General features: G+C 37.7%; 19 protein-coding genes, 1 tRNA gene and 1 pseudogene. 8 read left to right on the top strand and 13 right to left on the bottom strand.

All coding sequences use genetic code 11. The annotated features are described in order from the left end of the window. Positions 1-5 precede the first annotated feature (5 nt). On the bottom strand, positions 6-1445 hold the full coding sequence (locus tag AB5Z52_RS04040; protein WP_029487041.1) for an NCS2 family permease: 1440 nt from the start codon (positions 1443-1445) through the stop codon (positions 6-8). A 267-nt stretch (positions 1446-1712) separates the two neighbouring features. Here AB5Z52_RS04040 and AB5Z52_RS04045 point away from each other — a divergent pair, with 267 nt between their 5' ends. Continuing rightward, positions 1713-2516 carry a Cof-type HAD-IIB family hydrolase gene (locus tag AB5Z52_RS04045; RefSeq protein ID WP_003127852.1) on the top strand — a complete coding sequence of 268 codons (804 nt, stop codon included), beginning with the start codon at positions 1713-1715 and terminating at the stop codon, positions 2514-2516. Positions 2517-2609: 93 nt separating this feature from the next. Here the strand turns inward: AB5Z52_RS04045 and asnB are convergent, their stop codons facing one another. After that, entirely contained in the window at positions 2610-4505 is a 1896-nt protein-coding gene (asnB, locus tag AB5Z52_RS04050; RefSeq protein ID WP_288551629.1) for an asparagine synthase (glutamine-hydrolyzing), read from the bottom strand. 366 nt (positions 4506-4871) lie between these two features. On the opposite strand from asnB, the gene AB5Z52_RS04055 reads away from it, so the two are divergent. Beyond that, a complete protein-coding gene (locus AB5Z52_RS04055) occupies positions 4872-5021 on the top strand; it encodes a hypothetical protein (RefSeq protein WP_003127849.1) in 150 nt (49 codons plus the stop codon). Between the two features lie 95 nt (positions 5022-5116). Here AB5Z52_RS04055 and AB5Z52_RS04060 read toward each other — a convergent pair whose 3' ends face one another. The 3 genes and pseudogenes from AB5Z52_RS04060 to AB5Z52_RS04070 all read right to left on the bottom strand — a co-directional run bounded on the left by AB5Z52_RS04060 (position 5117) and on the right by AB5Z52_RS04070 (position 6270). After that, positions 5117-5278, bottom strand: coding sequence for a hypothetical protein (locus AB5Z52_RS04060; RefSeq protein ID WP_003127848.1), 162 nt, complete (start codon positions 5276-5278; stop codon positions 5117-5119). 256 nt (positions 5279-5534) lie between these two features. After that, positions 5535-5622, bottom strand: a tRNA-Ser gene (locus AB5Z52_RS04065). 82 nt (positions 5623-5704) lie between these two features. Continuing rightward, positions 5705-6270 (bottom strand): annotated as a pseudogene (locus AB5Z52_RS04070) (TetR/AcrR family transcriptional regulator). 284 nt (positions 6271-6554) lie between these two features. On the opposite strand from AB5Z52_RS04070, the gene AB5Z52_RS04075 reads away from it, so the two are divergent. From AB5Z52_RS04075 to AB5Z52_RS04090, 4 genes are all read left to right on the top strand, one after another. Beyond that, the gene (locus AB5Z52_RS04075) at positions 6555-7313 is read left to right on the top strand and encodes a threonine/serine exporter family protein (protein ID WP_003127846.1); all 759 of its coding nucleotides are present in this window, start codon (positions 6555-6557) and stop codon (positions 7311-7313) included. Next, entirely contained in the window at positions 7310-7783 is a 474-nt protein-coding gene (locus AB5Z52_RS04080; RefSeq protein ID WP_003127845.1) for a threonine/serine exporter family protein, read from the top strand. Before AB5Z52_RS04075 ends, AB5Z52_RS04080 begins: the two co-directional genes overlap by 4 nt. Positions 7784-8032: 249 nt before the next feature. Next, complete coding sequence (locus tag AB5Z52_RS04085; RefSeq protein WP_003127844.1) at positions 8033-8632, top strand: TVP38/TMEM64 family protein; 600 nt, start codon at positions 8033-8035, stop codon at positions 8630-8632. A gap of 126 nt (positions 8633-8758) precedes the next feature. Further along, on the top strand, positions 8759-10561 hold the full coding sequence (locus tag AB5Z52_RS04090; protein ID WP_096710918.1) for a glycerophosphoryl diester phosphodiesterase membrane domain-containing protein: 1803 nt from the start codon (positions 8759-8761) through the stop codon (positions 10559-10561). 122 nt (positions 10562-10683) lie between these two features. On the opposite strand, the gene AB5Z52_RS04095 is transcribed toward AB5Z52_RS04090, so the two are convergent. Beyond that, positions 10684-10890 (bottom strand): hypothetical protein, encoded by a 207-nt coding sequence (locus tag AB5Z52_RS04095; RefSeq protein ID WP_005472093.1) that lies wholly within the window; start codon positions 10888-10890, stop codon positions 10684-10686. Between the two features lie 745 nt (positions 10891-11635). Between AB5Z52_RS04095 and AB5Z52_RS04100 the strand changes: the two genes are divergently transcribed. Together AB5Z52_RS04100 and AB5Z52_RS04105 are read left to right on the top strand one after the other, a co-directional pair. Continuing rightward, on the top strand, positions 11636-11995 hold the full coding sequence (locus tag AB5Z52_RS04100) for a hypothetical protein (protein WP_041120570.1): 360 nt from the start codon (positions 11636-11638) through the stop codon (positions 11993-11995). Positions 11996-12178: 183 nt separating this feature from the next. Further along, positions 12179-12445: a hypothetical protein gene (locus AB5Z52_RS04105; RefSeq protein WP_368243623.1), complete on the top strand. Its 267-nt coding sequence runs from the start codon at positions 12179-12181 to the stop codon at positions 12443-12445. A 79-nt stretch (positions 12446-12524) separates the two neighbouring features. Here AB5Z52_RS04105 and AB5Z52_RS04110 read toward each other — a convergent pair whose 3' ends face one another. From AB5Z52_RS04110 to AB5Z52_RS04140, 7 genes are all read right to left on the bottom strand, one after another. Further along, a complete protein-coding gene (locus tag AB5Z52_RS04110) occupies positions 12525-12995 on the bottom strand; it encodes a hypothetical protein (RefSeq protein ID WP_368243625.1) in 471 nt (156 codons plus the stop codon). A 6-nt stretch (positions 12996-13001) separates the two neighbouring features. Further along, positions 13002-13958 (bottom strand): hypothetical protein, encoded by a 957-nt coding sequence (locus AB5Z52_RS04115; RefSeq protein ID WP_368243626.1) that lies wholly within the window; start codon positions 13956-13958, stop codon positions 13002-13004. A gap of 685 nt (positions 13959-14643) precedes the next feature. After that, positions 14644-15471, bottom strand: a complete 828-nt coding sequence (locus AB5Z52_RS04120) for an N-acetylmuramoyl-L-alanine amidase family protein (protein WP_368243628.1) — start codon at positions 15469-15471, stop codon at positions 14644-14646. A gap of 30 nt (positions 15472-15501) precedes the next feature. Then, complete coding sequence (locus AB5Z52_RS04125) at positions 15502-15945, bottom strand: holin family protein (RefSeq protein WP_368243629.1); 444 nt, start codon at positions 15943-15945, stop codon at positions 15502-15504. Between the two features lie 31 nt (positions 15946-15976). Continuing rightward, entirely contained in the window at positions 15977-16183 is a 207-nt protein-coding gene (locus tag AB5Z52_RS04130; RefSeq protein WP_142976839.1) for a hypothetical protein, read from the bottom strand. Further along, positions 16183-18156 (bottom strand): phage tail spike protein, encoded by a 1974-nt coding sequence (locus AB5Z52_RS04135; protein ID WP_368243631.1) that lies wholly within the window; start codon positions 18154-18156, stop codon positions 16183-16185. Before AB5Z52_RS04135 ends, AB5Z52_RS04130 begins: the two co-directional genes overlap by 1 nt. Positions 18157-18174: 18 nt before the next feature. Beyond that, a complete protein-coding gene (locus tag AB5Z52_RS04140; RefSeq protein ID WP_368243633.1) occupies positions 18175-19779 on the bottom strand; it encodes an SGNH/GDSL hydrolase family protein in 1605 nt (534 codons plus the stop codon). Between the last annotated feature and the right edge of the window lie 11 nt (positions 19780-19790).

Genomic DNA, 19790 nt, shown 5'->3' on the forward strand with positions numbered 1-19790 from the left:
TGGTACTAGCTGATCACAGCTAAAATAATGAAGTTCAAAATAAAGAGAATATTTACGACCCACAAAATTGGAGATACTTCGCGGAATTTTCCTTTTACGACTTTAACGATTGCGTAAAAGATAAAACCAGCTGCGATTCCATAAGAAATGCTGTAACAAAGTCCCATAAAGATCGAAGCAAAGAATGCTGGAACTGCTTCTTCAAGATCCGACCAATTGATATCCGCAAATGAAGCGAGCATCATCACACCGACTAAAATCAATGCCGGCGCTGTTGCTTGAGCAGGGACCACGGAAATCAATGGTGAAAAGAAACTACTAATGGCAAACAAAGCTGCTACTACCACTGAAGTCAATCCTGTTCGTCCCCCAGCACCGATCCCGGCAGCTGATTCAACATAAGTAGTGGTATTAGATGTTCCAAAGATCGCACCGATCGAAGTTGCAATTGCATCGGCAAAAAGGGCTTTGTCCATCTTTGTATTGAACCCTTTACTATCTTCCAACGCTTCTTCGTCTTTTTGAGAAAAGATTCCAGTACGGCGCCCTGTTCCAATAAATGTGCCGATAGTATCAAATGTATCTGAAAGACTAAAGGCAATAATCGTCATGATCACTTGAGGAATTTTAGCAGAATCACTAAACAATGAACCTATTCCCTCTGGGCCAAACGCAGCGCCAAAAGTTGTTCCAAGTTCATTAATTGAACTTCCCAAAGAGTTTCCTTGCCAATCAATCGTGCTTAAATCGACCACACCCATCAAAATACCAATGATCGTTGTCCCTAAGATACCGATAATAATTGCTCCTCGGACGTTTTTAACCACTAATAACGTTGTTAAAACCAAGCCAATGATTGCCAAGATAACTGGTGCATTATTAAAGTTAGCGAGTGCCGGCACGATGCCTCCATTAAATGAAGCACTAACAATCGTATCACCATCAACAGTTGATCCAGTAACTGCTGCAGTATCCGCGCTGAAACTTAATAGATTGGCATTTTTCAACCCAACGTAAGCAACGAAGATCCCAATCCCACCACCGATGGCATGTTGCATGCTCTCTGGAATGGCATGAATAATCAATTTACGAATTTTAGTGATCGTGATCAAAATATTGATCACACCACAGATAAAGACCATAGCTAATGCTTGTTGCCAAGAATAACCTAACCCAAAGACAACTGTAAAGGTAAAGAAGGCATTCAATCCCATTCCTGGTGCTTGCGCATACGGTACGTTTGCAAAGAGTCCCATGACCAGCGTTCCAATGACAGAGGCAATGATGGTTGCCAGAAAGACTGCTTGAAAAGGCATACCAGATGCGGAAAGAATCGAAGGATTAACAAAAAGAATGTAGCTCATTGCAAAGAAGGTGGTTACCCCAGCCATCACTTCTGTTGAAACAGTTGTTTTATTTTCTTTTAATTTGAAAAACTTTTCCATGTAAATCGTTCACTCCTACAAGATTAGTTAGTGTTTCTGAAAAGAAAAGAATAATTGCACTTTCCATCGAACAATTACAAATTATAGGCGAATTCCCCCTATTCTACAATAAAAAAATTAACAAAAACCAAATATTTTATCCGAACGTTCGCGTTTTATCAAGAAGCTGATTTTTTCCAGAAACTTACCATCCCCCTTTCATCTCTTGTGAAATCAGTAAAATGTGTTACACTTAAACAACTAGAAAAAGAGAATGGAGCGAGTCGAGTGAACAAAAAACTAATTGCCATCGATCTAGACGGCACTACTTTAAATACAGAGTCCCAAATTTCAAAGCGGACATTTGATGTTTTGACACGAGCAACGAAAGCTGGACATTATGTGACCATCGCAACCGGTCGTCCTTTTCGAATGAGTGATCAGTTTTATCGTCAATTAGCCCTAAAAACACCTATGATCAATTTTAATGGAGGTTTGGTACACAAACCTCGTCAAGTATGGGCAAATGAAACAGAATTCTCTGTGTCAAAAGAAATCGCTTTTGAACTAATGGCTCAAAAAGAGAACCTGAACTTAGATTTTGTTGCTGCAGAAAATCGGGAAACCTTTTTTATCGATCAACTTGAAGGCTTTGATCAGCGTTTCTTTTCTTCCGATAGTATTACTGAAGAAAACTTATTGAAGAACATGAAATCTGATCCGACTTCATTATTGGTCAAAACACAAAATGAATTCGCTGAGTCTGTTGCTCTACGAATCAACGATCAATTCAATGACACGGTTGATGTCCGTACATGGGGCGGTCCTCATGCAATTTTGGAGATTGTTCCAAAAGGGGTCCATAAAGCATTAGGTCTATCAGTGATTTCCGATTATCTGAAGATTGATCCCAAAAATATTATTGCCTTTGGCGATGAACACAATGATCTAGAAATGTTGGAATATGCCGGCTGGGGTGTGGCTATGGCAAATGGAACCGCACAATTAAAATCTATTGCCAATGATGTAACGGATAAAACCAATGCCGAGGACGGCTTAGCTGACTACTTGGAAAATTTATTAGCCCTATAAAAAGACAAAAAGAAACACGAGGATTCGATGTCTCTCCTCTCCAAAGTCTGTATGAAAATGGACTTTAGAGGGACTACATCTGTCCTCGTGTTTTTAAATTGTTTCGTAAATGATTGTTTCTGCCTTAGGAATTTTTTCATCAATGAAGAATACTTTATACCAGGTCAAGAAAGTGTAGATCGTCCAGATTTTCCGTTGAAGTCCTTGTTTACCGGCGCGATGATCAGCCAATAATTGCAAAATCTTTTCTTGGTCAAAGAATTCTGCAGCAAAATCCGCTGTAAATAGTTCTTTGACGGTTTTGTAACCAGTCCCTTCTTTCAGCCATGCTCGAATAGGGACCGGAAAACCTAATTTTTCCCGATTGGCCCATTCTGTTGGGAGGTGACGATTTGCTGCTTGACGAAAGACATCTTTCGTATTGTACTGATTGATCAAATATTTTGTCGGAATCGTCTGAGCTAATTTCATGACTTCAATATCAAGTAATGGCACCCGTAATTCCAAAGAACTAGCCATTGACATCTTATCTGCTTTTAATAAGATGTCTTTGGGCATCCATTGATGAACATCCAAATACTGCATTTTGTTGACTTCTTCATCAAGATCTTTGACTTTTTCATAGTATGGGGCGACGATTTCCGCCACTGATGGTCCACTAGTATAGTCTGGATGCAATATCTCAGTGGCTTCTTGCTCTTCAAAGACCAGCGCTTGCCCGATAAAGAAATCTTTTGCAGGTGCGGTGGCTTCATAGAGATGAATTCGTCCATGGAAGTTTCTCATATTACCAATTGTCCGGCCTAATTTGAATCGAATATTCTTAGGTAATTTTTTCAATCCTTGAGCAAATACACGAATCATCTTGGAGTTCGTATGCCAACCATAAGCAGCATAGCCGGCAAATAATTCATCTGCGCCTTCACCAGATTGTACAACACGAACATGTTGCGAGGCGAGATTAGCTAAAAAGTAGAGCGGGACACAACTCGGATTGGAGTCGGGCTCATCCAAATGATACTGGATCAGTGGAAAAGCGTTGAAGGACATCTCGCCATCAATCACCGCTGCTGTATTGTTCAATCCCAGCATCTTGGTCAATTTTCTAGCTTCAATTGCTTCATTATAGGTCTTGTCATCGAATCCAATTGAGAAAGAATGATCTGGACGCAGAACAGCGGCAACATAACTTGAGTCGACACCGCTTGATAAAAATGACCCTACTTCTACATCACTGATTTTGTGTGCAGCAATCGATTCTTGAACGGTATCATCGATTTTTTGGACCCAATCTTCTTTGCTATAGTTTTCTTTATGACTGTAGTCTGCATCCCAATATTCATGAATGTCCATGACGCCATTTTTATAAGTAAAATAGTGACCTTCTTGTAAGCGATAAACGCCTTTAAAGAATGTTTCGCCATTTAGTGGCGAATATTGAAAAGTCAAATAGGGTTTTAAGGCATCCTTATTCAATTCTTTTTCAAAATCTGGATGTGGTAAAAAACTCTTGATTTCTGAACCAAACATGAATGTACCATTCATTTCCGCGTAATAATAAGGTTTGATTCCGAAATGATCTCTTGCCCCAAAAAGTTCTTGCTTTTCGCGATCCCAAATGGCAAAAGCAAACATGCCGCGAACTCTTTGCAATAAATCAGTTCCCCACTCTTCATACCCATGAAGAAGAACCTCAGTATCTGCATGAGTCGTAAAGACATGTCCAGCTTGGATCAATTCTTCTCTTAACGATTGAAAGTTATAGATTTCACCATTAAAAATGATTACTTTCGTTCCATCTTCATTATAAATAGGCTGCGTACCGCCTTCTAAGTCAATAATCGATAAACGCCGAAAGCCAAGAGCAACTTGGTCATCAATGAATTTTCCAGAACTATTAGGACCGCGATGAATGATTCGATCCATCATCTGTTCAATGATTTCGGCTTTTTGGTCTTTAGTATTAACGAAACCTACAATTCCGCACATATTTTCACATCCATTTTCATTTTCCTTTTTCATTTTCCCTGAAACAAATCTTATCTTACCATAAATTGAATAAAATTAAATTTAAAAAAATATAATAAATTAATTATTTAACCCAACAAAAAGAGTTTTTCAAGCAAAACCGCTTCATACCGCTTTTTACTCAGATACTAAAGGAGCTTCCTTACAAATTTGTTATTTGATTTTTTTAGATAACTTCTGTTCTCCTTAATAAATTTTTAGTAAACTTCCTCTACCATTCAGTTATTATTGGACAGACGCCAAGCAACGTGTTATTCTGATCATGGAATTTCGTTATCAACTTAACCGTTGCCTTTCGTTACGAATAACACTGAAAGGAGAATGACTATGACATTCTATAACACAGAACTACAATATCGAGTTACTCTAGATACAAAACTGAACCTTTTTATCGTTTTTGATAAAAAAGATGCTAACCGTTTTGCAACTGGTGTGACGATCGAACAAGCTGTACAAGAATTGACTAAAACTGCATAAGGAGTTCATCCAAATGAAGGATACCGATTCGTACTGAAAGCACCTCGCTAAGACTAATAGCAGGTGCTTTCTTGTTTTGTTATGAAATTAAACAGCTACTCCAACTGCTTTTCCTCTTCTGGCTCTTTCTTTTGTCCACTCTGCTGTTCATCCAACTGCATGATCTCATCTACTGATTCATCCTTCAAAAAAACGGATAGTCCCTTAACAGCTAATTTCGTTTGGCGCATGACATAATCTTTTTCAAACTCAGCCATTTTATCACCTTCTGCTTTCTTGTTCTCTTTCTTCTAGTTTAATCGATTTCGTTCAAAAAAAGAAGCAATGGCATGACATTATCAAAACTCGTTTCCTAAGCTCTCACTGCTGCCTGAATCAACTCATTAATTAAATTTTATGAGTCGTGTACGATGCTTTTCTCATACCTCGGGCCCCTCCTCCCCATGTCTTTACTTACAAAACAAAAAAAGCCTATCACCAAGGATAGGCCAAACGCTTCAAAGCGTTAATGTAAGGAGAGTACAGGATTTGAACCTGCGCGCCGGGATGAACCGGGTCGGCGGATTTCGAGTCCGCTGCATTACCACTCTGCCAACTCTCCATAACGTTTATTTTCTACTTTTTTCAGAAAAAGTCAAGAAAAAATCTGCAATCCATCCGAAAAAATGGTTGCAGATTCGTTATTATTGAAAAATAAAAATGTCTGTTCTATCTAAAATCCCAGTGATCGTTTCCTCGATCACCTTAATGATTTGTTCCTCCGTTGGCGTAATGATTCCAGCTGACATCAATGAAGCAATGCCGGTAACAACGATCCAAGCACCATTGTGCAAGGCTGTAATCGCTTCTTCCGATAGATCCGCATACTTTGGTTCGGAATTGATCAATTTTTTGAAATAATCAGACGAAAATCGTGCATCAATTTCCCTCCGCCATAGTCATCTACGAAAAGAGCAATATACAAGTTGTGTTTTTCTTGTGCGAAGTGAATGTAGTTTAATCCTAAATCAATGACTTTATCACCAGTCCGTTCAACAGGAAACACGTTTTCTGAAAGATCTTTGAAGACCGCTTCAACTAAAGTGTTTTTCAAATCCTGCATGTTTTCAAATTCCAAATAAATCGGTTGTGTTGAAATCCCCATTTGCTTTGCTATATTTCGGGCGGTAAAGTTGCCAAATCCTTCTTTATTGATCAACTCATACGCGGCCTTCAAAATATGTTCTCTTGTATAGACCTTTCTTCGCATCAATAAATCCCCCTTTTCCTTTATCTAATTGTAACCGAGATTTTCCAAATTGAAAAACAATATACTCATTTCGTTATCTTATAACTGTCTGAATTGTTCTACAATTATATCCACACCGCTATTTGTGAAGTTTTTTACCAATTTAAATAAAATGGTTGCTTTCAAAAAATAAGATATTTTCTTTATTATTAGTTATTTAACTCACCGGATACTTCTCTTGTTGAATTGGAATGAAAAAGGTAAACTAATAGGAGGATTACTTTTCAAGATAGAGAGGCGTTAAAATGCAAGAAACAGATGAGTTATTGTTAGAAACTTGCCTCTTGGCAGGAAAAATCATGATGGAGAATGGTTCCGAAGTTTATCGAGTCGAAGATACCATGAATCGTATCGCTGCTAACGCTGGCGAAGCCAATAGTATCAGTTATGTGACCGCTACAGGCATCTTTATGGGATTACGAAGCAGTCACTACGCTCAAGTTGAAAATGTTCATGATCGTGTGATCAATTTGGAGAAAATAGTGGCCGTCAATCGGCTTTCCCGGTCGTTCGCAGAAAAACAGATCACATTACCGCAGTTGTATGCATCTCTTAAAGAGATCAATCAAGTCACACCAAGCTTTCCTCTCTGGTTACAAGTATTGAGTGCTGGAGTGGTCAGCAGTACATTAATGATTATTTTTGGCGGCAATTGGTCTGATTTCATTGTTACTTTTTTCATTGGCAGCATCGGGTTCATTACAGGTCTCTGGGTGAAAAAAGCGATCGATATCCGCTTTTTGGATATGTTCGTCGCCTCTTTAGTGATTGGCTGCTTAGCGATCCTATCTGTTCGCGGGGGCTTGGCGGGAAATGTTGACAACCTGATCATTGGTGCCGTGATGCCGTTAGTTCCTGGAGTGGCCATCACAAATTCATTTCGTGATATTCTAGCTGGCCATCTGATCAGTGGAACTGCGCGAGGAACTGAAGCTATCTTTACTGCAGCCGCAATCGGCGTAGGAATCGCTACAGTCTTCACCTTGTTTGGGGGGTTATCATGACCATTTTGATTCATGTCTGTTTTAGTTTTTTAAGTACCGTCACCTTTGGCATATTAACAAATATACCGAAACGTGCATTGATTGCAACCGGGATCGCTGGAACTGTTGGATGGATGATTTATTGGCAGCTGCATGAAATGGGTCATGGCATTGGTAGTGCCAATTTTTATGCTGCCTTTGCGGTTGGCTGTGTCAGCATCTTTTTTTCACGACGCAAGAAAATGCCCATGATCATCTTCAATATTCCTAGTTTAGTTCCCTTGGTCCCCGGTGGTCCGGCTTATAAAGCTGTTCGTGAATTTGCCTTGGGAGATAACCTTTTGGGATTAGAAAACCTCATGATTGTTTTGATCACTGCAGGAGCAATCGCGGGCGGGTTTATGATGACGAGTGTCGTTGAAAAGACCATCGCAAGTTGGCAAAACAAACGAAGAGCACGACTTGATAAAGAGGAGACAACTAGGAAATAAATATAAAAAATGAAAGCAATAACTAGAGATGAAAACAACTTGCCTATCGATCACTCGTGATAATTTGTACATGAATTGCTAAATTTTTCTTATTTCAGACTTTAGTACAATGCCTTCTTGCTATTCTTCTTTTATAATAAGGGTATCAAATCTTACAAATTTGTTTGACGAATGTCATTTATTTTGCTGGATTTTTCTAATTACACCACGTATAGTGGAATTAGAAACGAATAAAGGAGATGAAAGTCTGTGAGTATCGCCACTTCTCGTCGTATCATTAATACGATATCAATTATAGGATTAGGGCTATCTATTGCCTTAACGATTTACTTCATTAATCTAGGTGTCTTTAAAGATATTAATGCACTGCGTGGTTTGGTAGGCAACTCTGTTATTTTGGGACCAATCATCTTCATGCTGCTACAAATTTTACAAGTTGTAATTCCGATCATTCCTGGTGGGATATCCAGTGCGGCTGGCGTCTTGATTTTTGGACCATATCTTGGATTTGTCTACAATTATGTTGGCATTAGTATTGGTTCAGTGATCATCTTCTTGCTTGGCAGAAGATATGGTAAACCATTTATCCTCAGTATGATCAGTGATAAAACATATGATAAATATATTGGCTGGTTGGATAACCAAAGTCGATTTGAAAAACTCTTTGCACTTGCTATCTTTTTACCGGTAGCCCCGGATGATGCCTTGTGTTTAATGGCTGGACTAACGAATATTTCAGTCAAGAAATTCACTTTGATCATTTTATTGGCAAAACCATTATCGATTTTCTTATATAGTATGGCATTGATTTATGGCGGTACGTTTTTAACAGGGCTATTAGGCGGCTAAGTGCCGGGCTTAATAGCAAAAATAAATACAGGAAATTCCCGAACTATAGATGGTGGTCATTCCTTTCATTACAGGAATCAAACACGATAGTTCGGTTTTTTATAGTCTAGAGTTAGGATGAACAACATGAAATATCTAAAAAATAGTTTGATCAACACTTGGGATTTTCTAAAGGCAAGCGATGCTTATTTTCGAGATGTTCTGCTAATGCATGGTTTCTTGCTTTTTTTGGTTATCCCACTGCTTTCTTCTTCAACAAAATTTATCCTGCGTCGTGGGGGATTAGCCTATTTATCTTTCGACAATATAGGTAGTATTTTTACAGAGCATCCAATGGTTCTATTCTCGCTCTCTCTAATCTTGTTGTTGATTTTATTAGCAGTTTTTTTTGAGTTTACATTCCTGCTTCTGAGTGTCTATTTCATCAAGAAAAAGCAGCCGGTCCGATTGCGACAGCTGTTGCGAATGACATTTTTACAAATTCGCAAATTACGCCCCATGACCTTTTTGTTTTTCTTGTTTTATTTCTTTTTGATTTTGCCAATTGGCGGGCTAAGTTTTAACTCAGATTTGCTCTCTAAAGTGAAAATCCCTGCTTTTATCATGGATTTCATCTTTACGAATCGTGTATTGATTATCGGAGCCGTGGTTCTTGGCTACTTACTTTTGATTTATCTAGGGATTCGTGTGATTTTTGCTTTACCAGAAATGATCTTACGTGACCTTCCTTTTCGACAGGCCATTCGAGAAAGTTTGCAGACAACGAAACGCCGTTTCTTTGCGATTGTTGGCCAATTTGTCTTTATTGGCGGCGCGATCTTATTCATTTCAACAGTAGGATTTACTTTTTTGATTATCCTGCAAGCGATCATTGAAGAACTTTTCGCTGACTATGCGCTGTATTCAGCAGTCTTCATTATGACGCTCCTTCAACTCGTTTTGTTGTTGAATATCATTTTGTCTACCGTTGCCATCTTCTATATCATTGTTGATTTTATGGACGATGAAGGTTTCTTACCTGAGATACCACAATGGTTCAGTGAAGAACCATTGCCAGCAAGAAATTTTCAACGACTAAAAGCCTCTTTGATTACTGTAGTAGCCGTCTTCTTCGGGGTAGGAGTAAGTTTATACAACATGAATTATCTGACCTCTGCCGCTAATACTCGACCATTGACGATCTCGCATCGCGGCGTCAGCAATGGTCAAGGCGTTCAAAATTCATTAGAAGCACTGCGCTTCACTAGTGAGAACTACCATCCTGATTACGTTGAAATGGATGTTCAACAAACTAGCGATGGTCATTTCATTGTTTATCACGATTTTTCATTTAAAGCGTTGACTGGCTTCAATCAGAAACCGGAGCAATCAACTTTGGCACAAGCACAAAAATTAACCGTCTCTGAAAATGGACAAACGGCTCCGATTGCTACATTTGATGACTATTTATCCTTAGCGAATTCGTTGAATCAGAAATTGCTAGTAGAAATCAAGACACAACGAAAAGATACGACAACATTAGTCCATTCATTCCTTGAACGCTACCGTGAAAATCTAGCCGAACATGAACATATTCTACAAAGCTTGACCTATAATGTAGTGGAAGAATTGAAACAAGAGGCTCCGGAACTAACTGCTGGGTATATCATGCCCTTCAACATCGTTGGCCCTCCATTAACAAGTGCTGATTTTTTAACGATGGAATATAGTACGATCAACCGCAACTTTGTTTCATCTGCCAAAACGGATCATAAAGATGTCTTTGTCTGGACTCCAAATGATGATGCCGAGATCAGTCGGATGCAGTTCTACGGTGTGGACGGCATCATTACCGATCGGATGGATATTTTGAACCAAACCCTCAGTGAGTCCACCGATGAAATGACTTACTCAGATAAGCTACTGAACTTTGTGATCGGCGTCGGCTAATTCACGCCAGCTAAAAAGAAAGACTGGACTCTAGTCAATAAAGATGAATCAGTGCCTACAAGCTGACTTTTCGGCATGCTGACATAATACATTTTTATTAGCGAGTTCCAGTCTTGTTTTTATTAAGCCACAGCCACTGCGGTAATCTTATCAAATTTTACCAACATCCGCTGATTGCACTCCAATACAATGGATTGATCCTCCATCTCATAATCGGTCACTTTCACAAGAGCCGTATGCTCATACAGCTTCTCAATTACACCGACTAGCGTTTTTTTTGCCCCAATAGGTTGACACACATAGGCATTTCCAATTTCAATATCTAGCATCTTACCACCTCAGAACTTCTTTTCTAAAAATATAATAACAAAAATACCGATTTATGCAAGCGCTTTTATGATAAATTTGGCACCTACTTATTTCCGCAGACAAGATGACAAAATCGTTCGCTTCTTATGACTGGTGTGTTCGTGCATCTTCCAGAAAGTCCTAGTAACATAAAGGAAAGGAGATGAGCAGAATGCCAGTAATCCAAACATGTATTTTTGGTCTCTTGACAGTCGCATTATTGATTGGTTTAAAGGAAAATCGTTGATGACTCCTTGATTGGTTAACTGTTCCTAAAGACCACAAATTAATGCCCTATTGTGACGGTCATTTTATGGTTAAATGAATAAGCGTCCTTATTCTGAACCATCCGCTTATATAAATGAAAAACCAGCCCTCAGAAGAATGATCGGAGGACTGGTTCTTTTTAGTTAGAACGATAAATTATAGACGTTCGTTCAATTCTTTTGCAAGCTCTTCAAAGCCTGGTTTGCCAAGCAATGCGAACATGTTTTTCTTATACATTCTACCCTTTTTCTAGTATTTCTCTATTTTAAAAATACCATTATATCAACGTTTCCCCTCTAATTTTTCTTTTCTATCATTTCGATATTTTCTTTTCGCTATCACCGAAACTATCACCAGAAATTCTCATCTTTTCTACTCGTTCTCACGTTACAATTTAAAGATCTGTTCGCTTTACAAAACGAACAAACGTTCGTATACTTTTCGTGAGGAGTGATAATTATGGGAATGATTAAACCTTACGAGGACCGGAAAAAATTAAAATGGATTGGATTCTTTTTATCGGAACATACAACAAGTGTAAATAAAGTTGAAGAAGAACGAGCTTACACTTACCCACCTAAACCGGAAATGGAAATTGAAGAAATTGGAGAATTTTTACAAGAGGCTCTTTTGAAGAATAAAAAGATTGCTGTCCAGCTTAACTATACACAGAATGACAAATTCATGCCGGACATTGTAGGCCGCCTTTCTGGGCATAATGAAATAGGAATTTACGTTGATTCTACTCTCGTTGAATATGAGGAAATTCGAAATGTAGAATTTTATCAAGGAGAATTGAAATGGTTTGATCTCTCATGAATGTAATCAGTCAGTATGAACAAGGATACATCTCCCACTCTGAGTTTTTAGAAGAATTTCCGGATTCGATCTCTGAGTCTCAAGAGTGGGTTTTTGGAACTCGTTGCGTTGAGCATTATGTCAAACTTACTTTAGGTAAAACTGATTTTAATTACTATATACAACCATATGGAGGCGATCATCATGAAGTCATTGAAAGGTGTAGTTTCGAAGATACGAGTGTTGAAAATGTCGAGGACCCCTTTGGTTCGGTTCTCGCTGGATAATGTAAACTGTTTGATTGCAGCTCATAGCTTGAACTTCTTGGCAGATGTGGATGAGGGAATGCAGATAGTAGTTGCTGGTAAGTTTAATGATCGGAATCAGTTTGTTGTGCGGAAGTATTCGGTAATTGGCAAGACGAAGATCATGATTGAATTTGAAGCAATAAAAAAAGATCTTAGCACATAAAGCGACCCCCAAATGTTAGACAAAAAATCTAACGTTTGGGGGTCGCTACAATATACTTGGGCCTTTTTACAATTTTTAATCAAATTTTTCTACGTACCTTATTGATCATTTTGCGCATTTTAAGCGTGCTAATACCGAAGAAAGTTAAACCTAGTAGACTAGTTGCTTGATGTAAATATAGTAGAATGCTTAGCTGCCATTTAATATTAAAAAAAACAACAAGTAACTCAATAAATATAGAAACAAGAAAGAAAAATAAACTAAAATACATAGGGCTAAAATATGAGTCTATATATCCAGCATCATCTAATTCTTTAATATCTTTTCTTGCGGAGAATTCTACCATGTTACCTAACATGTTGTATACGAACCCCGCAAAAATTGTATTTACTGTAAGTAAATTATACAATAGCTCCTTATTTGGAACGATTTCTTCCACCATATGATCTTTAACATAGTATAAATAATACAAAAACGCGACAAAAACAAATATACAACTCAAAATCAAAGACAATTTATTTCTTCGATATGTTTTTTGAATTGTAATCATTTATTCTCACTCCTCTTCGCATTCAAAACCAACATACTCTAAAATTTCAGGTCTATTTTGTTGATACTTTAACCAAATTTGGTCCTCTATTGTCTTCTCAAATTCTTCAGACGTCTTACTTGAATCATAAATAAACGATGCTTTTTTTGACATTATATCATCAAACAAACGATATTCTTGCATGATACTCTCATTTTCATCTTTAGCCTTTACAGTAACGTTATTGGTTTTTCCGGCTATCGAAGAAAAAAACTTTTTTGCCATATCCGGAGTCTTAAACATTGATTTTTTTCTCTTATCTGCTACTAACTTAACTTGAACTTTAGTGTGTTTTTCGTTTTGTAGCAACTCGTAATCTTCTTCATTCATACCAGTAACATCTTTATGCGAACCTCTGGGAATTGTCACATCATAATAGATTAACCCAATAATATCTTTTCCAGCCAATTTATTTAAAGAATCTTTTGAAACAATTGTCAGAGTAATTCCCCATAATTTATCTGTTTCTTTAAAAACTTGTGTAAACATGTCTCCTAAAAAAACAATACTGGGTGCACTTCTTTCCATGATATACGAGACAGCAAAAGTTCTTCTATCTATCATAAAATAAGAAAATGCTTCAAAAAACTGATCAGGACCTTTGGTAATAGGTGAAGAGGCCAAGGTTTCATTTTTTCTCAACTGATAATTATTTATGTCTTGTTCTTTACCCATTTTGCCAAAAACATAATTTTCATTTTCAGACACAATTTCCACTGTGGCCGTATTATTTCCACTAGTTGAGTTATACTTTTCAACCTGAATAGCTTTTCTGTCTGAAAGCTTGTTCTGAATTAAGTCTTTTAGATACATTTCTTTTTCAAGGCTTGTAAGAAATCTTTGTACAGAATTTCCCTTTTCATCTAAATCCAGTTTATACATATCAAGCCTGAAAAAGTGAATAGTCTTTGTTTTTGTGCTCATCTTATCTTCTCCTCTATAATTTAATATCTGCTTATTTAATTAAACCAAAAGGAAGCCTGAAAAACAAGCGTTTTCCTAGACTTCCTATAGCAGATATAATCGTATGAGGATTATGCTCTAATTATACCAAACATCAGTTCTTATTTCAATGACAAACAACCACTCCCGGGGAGGAGTGGCACAATTAGATGAAAAAGTTTTTTATAAGGTGATTTGATTATATTAACTATTTCCAAAACTTTCAAACCATTTGCTCAAAAATAACCCACCCTCAAGGAGAGTGGGCCTGAAAAAAGATATAAAAAGAAATAGCCCCGGTCAAGGCTATGATTCCATTCTACAAGAACATAGTTTTTATTTCAACAAAAAATCCACCCTAGTTATGATAGAGTGGATCTCGAAAGAGTAAACGAAAAATAAACTTTTTGGGTATGAGTATAAGATACATCTTTTATTAATCAAACTCAACCAATTTATGACGGTTTTCTAATCAACAATATCTATTACATTGAAATAATGCTAAAATAAAAAAATCGAAGAGTACTAGGCACACTTCCCCAAGCATTACCGCCTAATACTCCTCGTAGAGTATTGCACGCACCTACTAATCTATAGGATAAAGTTGGTTACTGCAAGTAAAACGAATATGATCTATGCACAAGACCGCCGAAGCGGGCTATTTTTATTACTTTTGAGAAACATTAGGAGCCATCAATTCAACCGCACGTACTTCTGGACTGCCTTCCTTCCATTTGTTTGTGCGTGTCGTATCGCCGCCATTAGCTTTCACGATCTTTAAATAGTGTTCATATTCGGCTGTTGTAGCAAAATGGAACCGTGTATTTCCATTGACACCCCATAATTGACCTTTTCCATCTTTTGTAATTAGTGTGTATACAAACATAGCTAATCCTCTCCTTTTTTCTTCTTTTGGTTTTGTTGCAGAATTTGCAGTATTACTGTTTTCATTAGGCTTGCTGAAAACTTCATTCTTAAATCTTTCCAGTTCACTTGGTTTATCTACCCATGGAGCCGGGCAATTCTTTCCGGTCACATCGAAATGCCGCCAAATTTTATCCCTAGTTATATTAGGATAAATAGCAATTAATTCCTTGACTGCTTTCACAGTGTTCTGGAAAGTTTTTTCTGTGATATTGCCATTTTTATCCAAGCACATTTCCACGCCGATCGTTGAGTAATTGGCATTTCCAATCTTTGAAAACAACGGACGGTATCGAGAACCATCTGAATTATATTTGCTGATTTCGTTGGCGTGATACGCAACTTCATTCAAAGGTATGATGCATATTGCCTCAATATCATCTACAAACAACTGAGCAGAAGCATAGTTTCCTTTAAGATTATTAAAATAGTCTTTATGGTTTTTCGCAGTCCCACCATTGTTGGCGGTGTAATGCATGACGATACCATCGATACCGTTATTCCTGATACCTGGTCTTGAGTACTCATTAATATTGATATACTCGTATTTGATGAAACTCACATTGATCATCCTTTCTGAAATAAAAGAGCAGCCGATTGGCTACTCCTTCTTTTCTGTGAACTCTTGTCCGTCCCCATAATCCTTCTCTGAACCTTTGCTATTAACATTTGGATTAGTATTTGTATCCTGTAACTTTGACAGTCTTTCTTTGACCCAATTTGGAATCGGTACACCTAATTGACCTAAGTTCTCAGTAATTGAAATCCCATAGACTGCGATATAAAAAAAGACGAATGCAGTCGCAAACGTCTCAAGATTCATAATCTTTAAATATGGGTAAGCAATAATTACTAAGCAGACAACTAACATGTGTTTAACGATTCCTAACAACCCTTTTGTGCTATTTGCCTCTTTCACAAAAATCCCTTTACACAGACCTGTAACAATATCACCTACTACAACCCACAAAAAAAGTTGAATATATCCATTTGTTAACAATCCACGAAATTCGTTCAGTAACATTCCATTATTAATAATCACCATATTAACCACCTTTTCTTTTATTAAAAAAGCCCTATTCTGGCTGATCTTCTAAAACTTCTAACCATTTGATCGCAATCTTTTTGTAAGATCGATTACCTATAAAAACATCATTTAGAGCATTACCGTGTTCATCCGTTATCTTCCCCATCATGATATTTTTATATTCTTCAAAATCGAAACTAGGTTCTTCAACCTCTCTTGGATCGGACTCGCCTTCAACTAGATAGCGTATCTTCATTAAAATTCACCTCCGTCTGTGGCTCCTATAAATCCATATATTGTACATTGACCGACAAATCTTGCTCTTGCCCTTATAGGTTTGATTTCAATCGTGTGCCAGCCTCGTGTGACTAATCCATCATCGTTATAGAGAAACTCAACAATATCAAATCGATCTGCACTGGTACCTGTTAATGTAGTGACCACTTTATTATCAATCTTCACTTCCACTTTTGAAGGAGTTTTTGAATCTTCCCAAATACCGTAATCAATTTCGTGTGTGTGCTCAGGAATATCTATCTTAAAATCATGAGTATGATTTGGGATATTGATATTAAATTGATGTGAATGAGCTGGTACAGTGACACTAAAATCGTGAGTATGAGCTGGTATATTTACAGTATGAGAATGATTGTCTGCTGCTTCTGCTGTATATAAATCGCCGGGTGGATCTCCGTCTTTTGACGATAGAACTACACCTCGAGAGCCTCCAATTGAGCTTTGTGCCGCCGTGTAAACCAAACCAGAACTAATTGCTTGTGCATTGCTACCCATTCTAAACATTAGATGCCTGTGACTCCCATTAGCACTACTTGTTTGTGTGCTGCCTCCACCGCTTTGCGAGGTATTTCCAACAGTGGTTCCGCCACCGCTTTGAGTAGATGATCCGCTCACATAAGCACCACCACCCGCAGTTGTACCACCTGAAACTATTGCCCCTCCACCTTTAGTAGCTTTACTATAGGCCCTGTATTTTTCCGTTTGATAAGTAAGTAATATTTTATTGATTCTTTTGAGTTCCTCCTCACAATAAAATTTGATTTTCAGAGGAAAATTCTCATCACAGTTCTCAGCGAAAGTAACAGTATCTTTATTTGTCGCCCCAACACTAGAAAGTTTGGATATTTCCATTTTACGTTCAAGATCCGCAAGAGTTGTAGCCACTGTTTCCCCGATATACCCTATCTCTAAATCAATACTTCCAGGATCTCCAAACATATCAGATTTCTTTTCGTTGACGATTCTTAGATTTACGACTCCGAACATTTCTGTCCAAAGCTGAACCACTTGCCCAGACCTTAATTTATCCACTGACGGAATTTTGATAGTTGATTTGCTTGGGATTGACTTCGTTAGATCAACTGCTGTCGTTTTCCAAGTAACTATCGGTCGCTTGAATTTTTCAAGCATTGCTGTAGCCGAGGCTAGTAAGGAATCCTCGTTTGTAAATCGTTCATCTTTCCAGATATATTCGATCAATCCATAATCACTTTGGCTTTGGGGATCTTCAACATAGTTTTTTCCGCCATTGATCTTTTTAAAGTTAAGATTATTAATGCCATCCCCTTTGCCTAAAGCGTAAATTTTATTTACAACCTTTAACGGGTTTTCTTCTACAGAAAGATCTTTTAGATTCCATCCTTCCCGAATCCGGCAGACTGGTTTAGTATCTGGCTTGATTAGATTAATCGTCCACGGATAGGAAGTAGTATCGTAGGTCCACATAAACTCCTCTGAAAATGGTTCAGTCACAGAAAATAATGCATCCGCAAGACCATTTTGGTTCTCAAAAGAGTATTCAAAAAGGCGGTCAAAGTCGCACCGCCCTAATTGCCAGTTCTTTACTTTTTGAAAGGACAAAATCCAATTGATAACTTTTGTTGTAGTCCATGCTTTCCCTGTCTGTTTGTATCCCTCTATAGCCGAATCAATCAAAGTAGATAGCACATGAGATAACTCATATTTGATATACTTCCCAGTTGAATCGAATGTCGTAGTACGATTCATGATGCGGAATAAACCAATATACTCTCCATCTTTATCTTTTATTTCAGCATAATGCAACTGTTCAATTTTCTTTCTTGCTGGATCATTTGCAGGTAAATAAAAACCAGCCGACCATATTTGGTTGACTGGTTTTTCATATGAGACTTTATAAAAATTTCTTAGAATAGCAGTCTTCTTTCGGCTTAAATTGTAAATTGAAATCATTTATTTACTCCAGTCCATTTATATATTCTGCAAGACGCTCCCAATCTTTTCTCCTAATACTTTTCTTCCAATAGCATTGTGATGCGTTCCGTCTTGTACCGTAAAGAAGTTTAATGCATTAAATCTGTTGATCCCTAGTTCGTAATAATTATCCGAATGAGGTATTTTATATTCTTTTGCAATATCTTTAGTTTTATCTACATATCCAGTTAAAGTTCCTGTTCCAGCAAAATCTCTACTATCCGAATCAGAATCTACAGATCCGTCTGAGTTAAACCAAAGGCGATAGGTTGGTGTACAGATCAATATTTTAAGCTGTTTATATTTAGCCATAATTTTTTCAAGCGAATATCTTAAGGCACCTGAAAATGTGTCAGTGTTTAATGGATTTGATTCATCGTCTATTAAGTTTCCACCTGTGTAGTCATTCGTGCCATAAGCGATGGTGATAAAGTCTACTAAATTAAAATCAATTCCCTTCAAAACACTAAGCGTGTTGTCAAAATAAGTAGGCTTGTTGTTCCATTTTTCATTATTAACCGCTGCATCTTGCAGATTCCATTTTGTGGGATCATCATTTTCTTTGACGATTTCATCCGAAAGTCTAAACATGCTAAATGCTTGCCAGGCCTCAATTTCCTTTCCTCCAGCCATTCGACATCCGCCGAATCCGCAGTTGTAAACTACTGCACCAGTCACATTAGAGATGACATTTGAAACACTCGAAGCTCCTTGAGTATTGCCGAAAAGGGAATCTCCGAAATTGACTACCACTTTGCCTGACAGCGGTTTATTACTTGCAATTTCCCACTCGCCCCAAAGATTTCCCGTGTCGAAATGATAGCGATAAGCTTTTTGGCTAGGGTTTTGCAGCAACGACAGAGCCTGATGGATCCATTGTCCATTTTTTTGCACCGTCAACAATAAGCTGCCATTAAACCCCACCGGAATATTTGTTGTTGTGCCAGTTAATAGATATGTGCCGCTATCGATCAAACTATTCAGATCAGCGTCCTGAAAATGCCCTTTTGCATCAAAATCAGGACTTAATTTGACGCGTGTGACTGATCCATCATCTAGTTTAGTATCAATTTTTTTCCACTCTGCAACTAAATTGATACTCGGTCTAATAGTCCGCGTGAAGGCGACATCTGGAGTATTAAAAGGAATGTATTGTTGTATTAGATAATCATCTGTTTTCTTATTATCCAATACTCCCGCCTCACTAATTGGGGCATCAGATATTCCAGATGGACTAATAATATAAAGACCACTTGAAACTAACGAGCTAAGTAAACCAGTTGAAACAAATCCTCTGTTGTTAAACTGTTCCGCTAGTTTTGTCGCAGTTACAGATTTATCAGCTATTCCGGCCGCCTGATAAAGCGGACCTTTGACCCACGCTGTACCATTCCAAGTATAGAGATAGCCGTTTGCTCCGTTTGCATCCGTGACAAGCATCGCCGAATTTGATCCACTCGGATATTTGGATTTGAGGGCAGACTCGCTTGTAAATGTCTCTCGTGGTCCTCCATTCACTTGATCCACTTTTGAATCTAAATAACTAAAATTATCATTAAGCGGCTGAGCTTTTATCTCACCGCTTACTGGTTGAATTGGCATTTTATCAACCG

The sequence above is a fragment of the Enterococcus sp. RTP21361st1_A6_RTP21361_211029 genome, from assembly GCF_040910045.1.
GTDB classification, from domain to species: Bacteria; Bacillota; Bacilli; order Lactobacillales; family Enterococcaceae; genus Enterococcus_D; species Enterococcus_D gallinarum.

Excerpts from the sequence above, each read along its gene's own strand:
- AB5Z52_RS04040 (WP_029487041.1), bottom strand. The coding sequence starts at position 1,445 with ATGGAAAAGTTTTTCAAATTAAAAGAAAATAAAACAACTGTTTCAACA.
- AB5Z52_RS04105 (WP_368243623.1), top strand. The coding sequence starts at position 12,179 with ATGAAGTCATTGAAAGGTGTAGTTTCGAAGATACGAGTGTTGAAAATG.
- AB5Z52_RS04115 (WP_368243626.1), bottom strand. The coding sequence starts at position 13,958 with ATGAGCACAAAAACAAAGACTATTCACTTTTTCAGGCTTGATATGTAT.
- AB5Z52_RS04055 (WP_003127849.1), top strand. The coding sequence starts at position 4,872 with ATGACATTCTATAACACAGAACTACAATATCGAGTTACTCTAGATACA.
- asnB (WP_288551629.1), bottom strand. The coding sequence starts at position 4,505 with ATGTGCGGAATTGTAGGTTTCGTTAATACTAAAGACCAAAAAGCCGAA.
- AB5Z52_RS04100 (WP_041120570.1), top strand. The coding sequence starts at position 11,636 with ATGGGAATGATTAAACCTTACGAGGACCGGAAAAAATTAAAATGGATT.
- AB5Z52_RS04135 (WP_368243631.1), bottom strand. The coding sequence starts at position 18,156 with ATGATTTCAATTTACAATTTAAGCCGAAAGAAGACTGCTATTCTAAGA.
- AB5Z52_RS04080 (WP_003127845.1), top strand. The coding sequence starts at position 7,310 with ATGACCATTTTGATTCATGTCTGTTTTAGTTTTTTAAGTACCGTCACC.
- AB5Z52_RS04075 (WP_003127846.1), top strand. The coding sequence starts at position 6,555 with ATGCAAGAAACAGATGAGTTATTGTTAGAAACTTGCCTCTTGGCAGGA.
- AB5Z52_RS04090 (WP_096710918.1), top strand. The coding sequence starts at position 8,759 with ATGAAATATCTAAAAAATAGTTTGATCAACACTTGGGATTTTCTAAAG.
- AB5Z52_RS04130 (WP_142976839.1), bottom strand. The coding sequence starts at position 16,183 with ATGAAGATACGCTATCTAGTTGAAGGCGAGTCCGATCCAAGAGAGGTT.
- AB5Z52_RS04120 (WP_368243628.1), bottom strand. The coding sequence starts at position 15,471 with ATGATCAATGTGAGTTTCATCAAATACGAGTATATCAATATTAATGAG.
- AB5Z52_RS04060 (WP_003127848.1), bottom strand. The coding sequence starts at position 5,278 with ATGGCTGAGTTTGAAAAAGATTATGTCATGCGCCAAACGAAATTAGCT.
- AB5Z52_RS04110 (WP_368243625.1), bottom strand. The coding sequence starts at position 12,995 with ATGATTACAATTCAAAAAACATATCGAAGAAATAAATTGTCTTTGATT.
- AB5Z52_RS04125 (WP_368243629.1), bottom strand. The coding sequence starts at position 15,945 with ATGGTGATTATTAATAATGGAATGTTACTGAACGAATTTCGTGGATTG.
- AB5Z52_RS04095 (WP_005472093.1), bottom strand. The coding sequence starts at position 10,890 with ATGCTAGATATTGAAATTGGAAATGCCTATGTGTGTCAACCTATTGGG.
- AB5Z52_RS04140 (WP_368243633.1), bottom strand. The coding sequence starts at position 19,779 with ATGCCAATTCAACCAGTAAGCGGTGAGATAAAAGCTCAGCCGCTTAAT.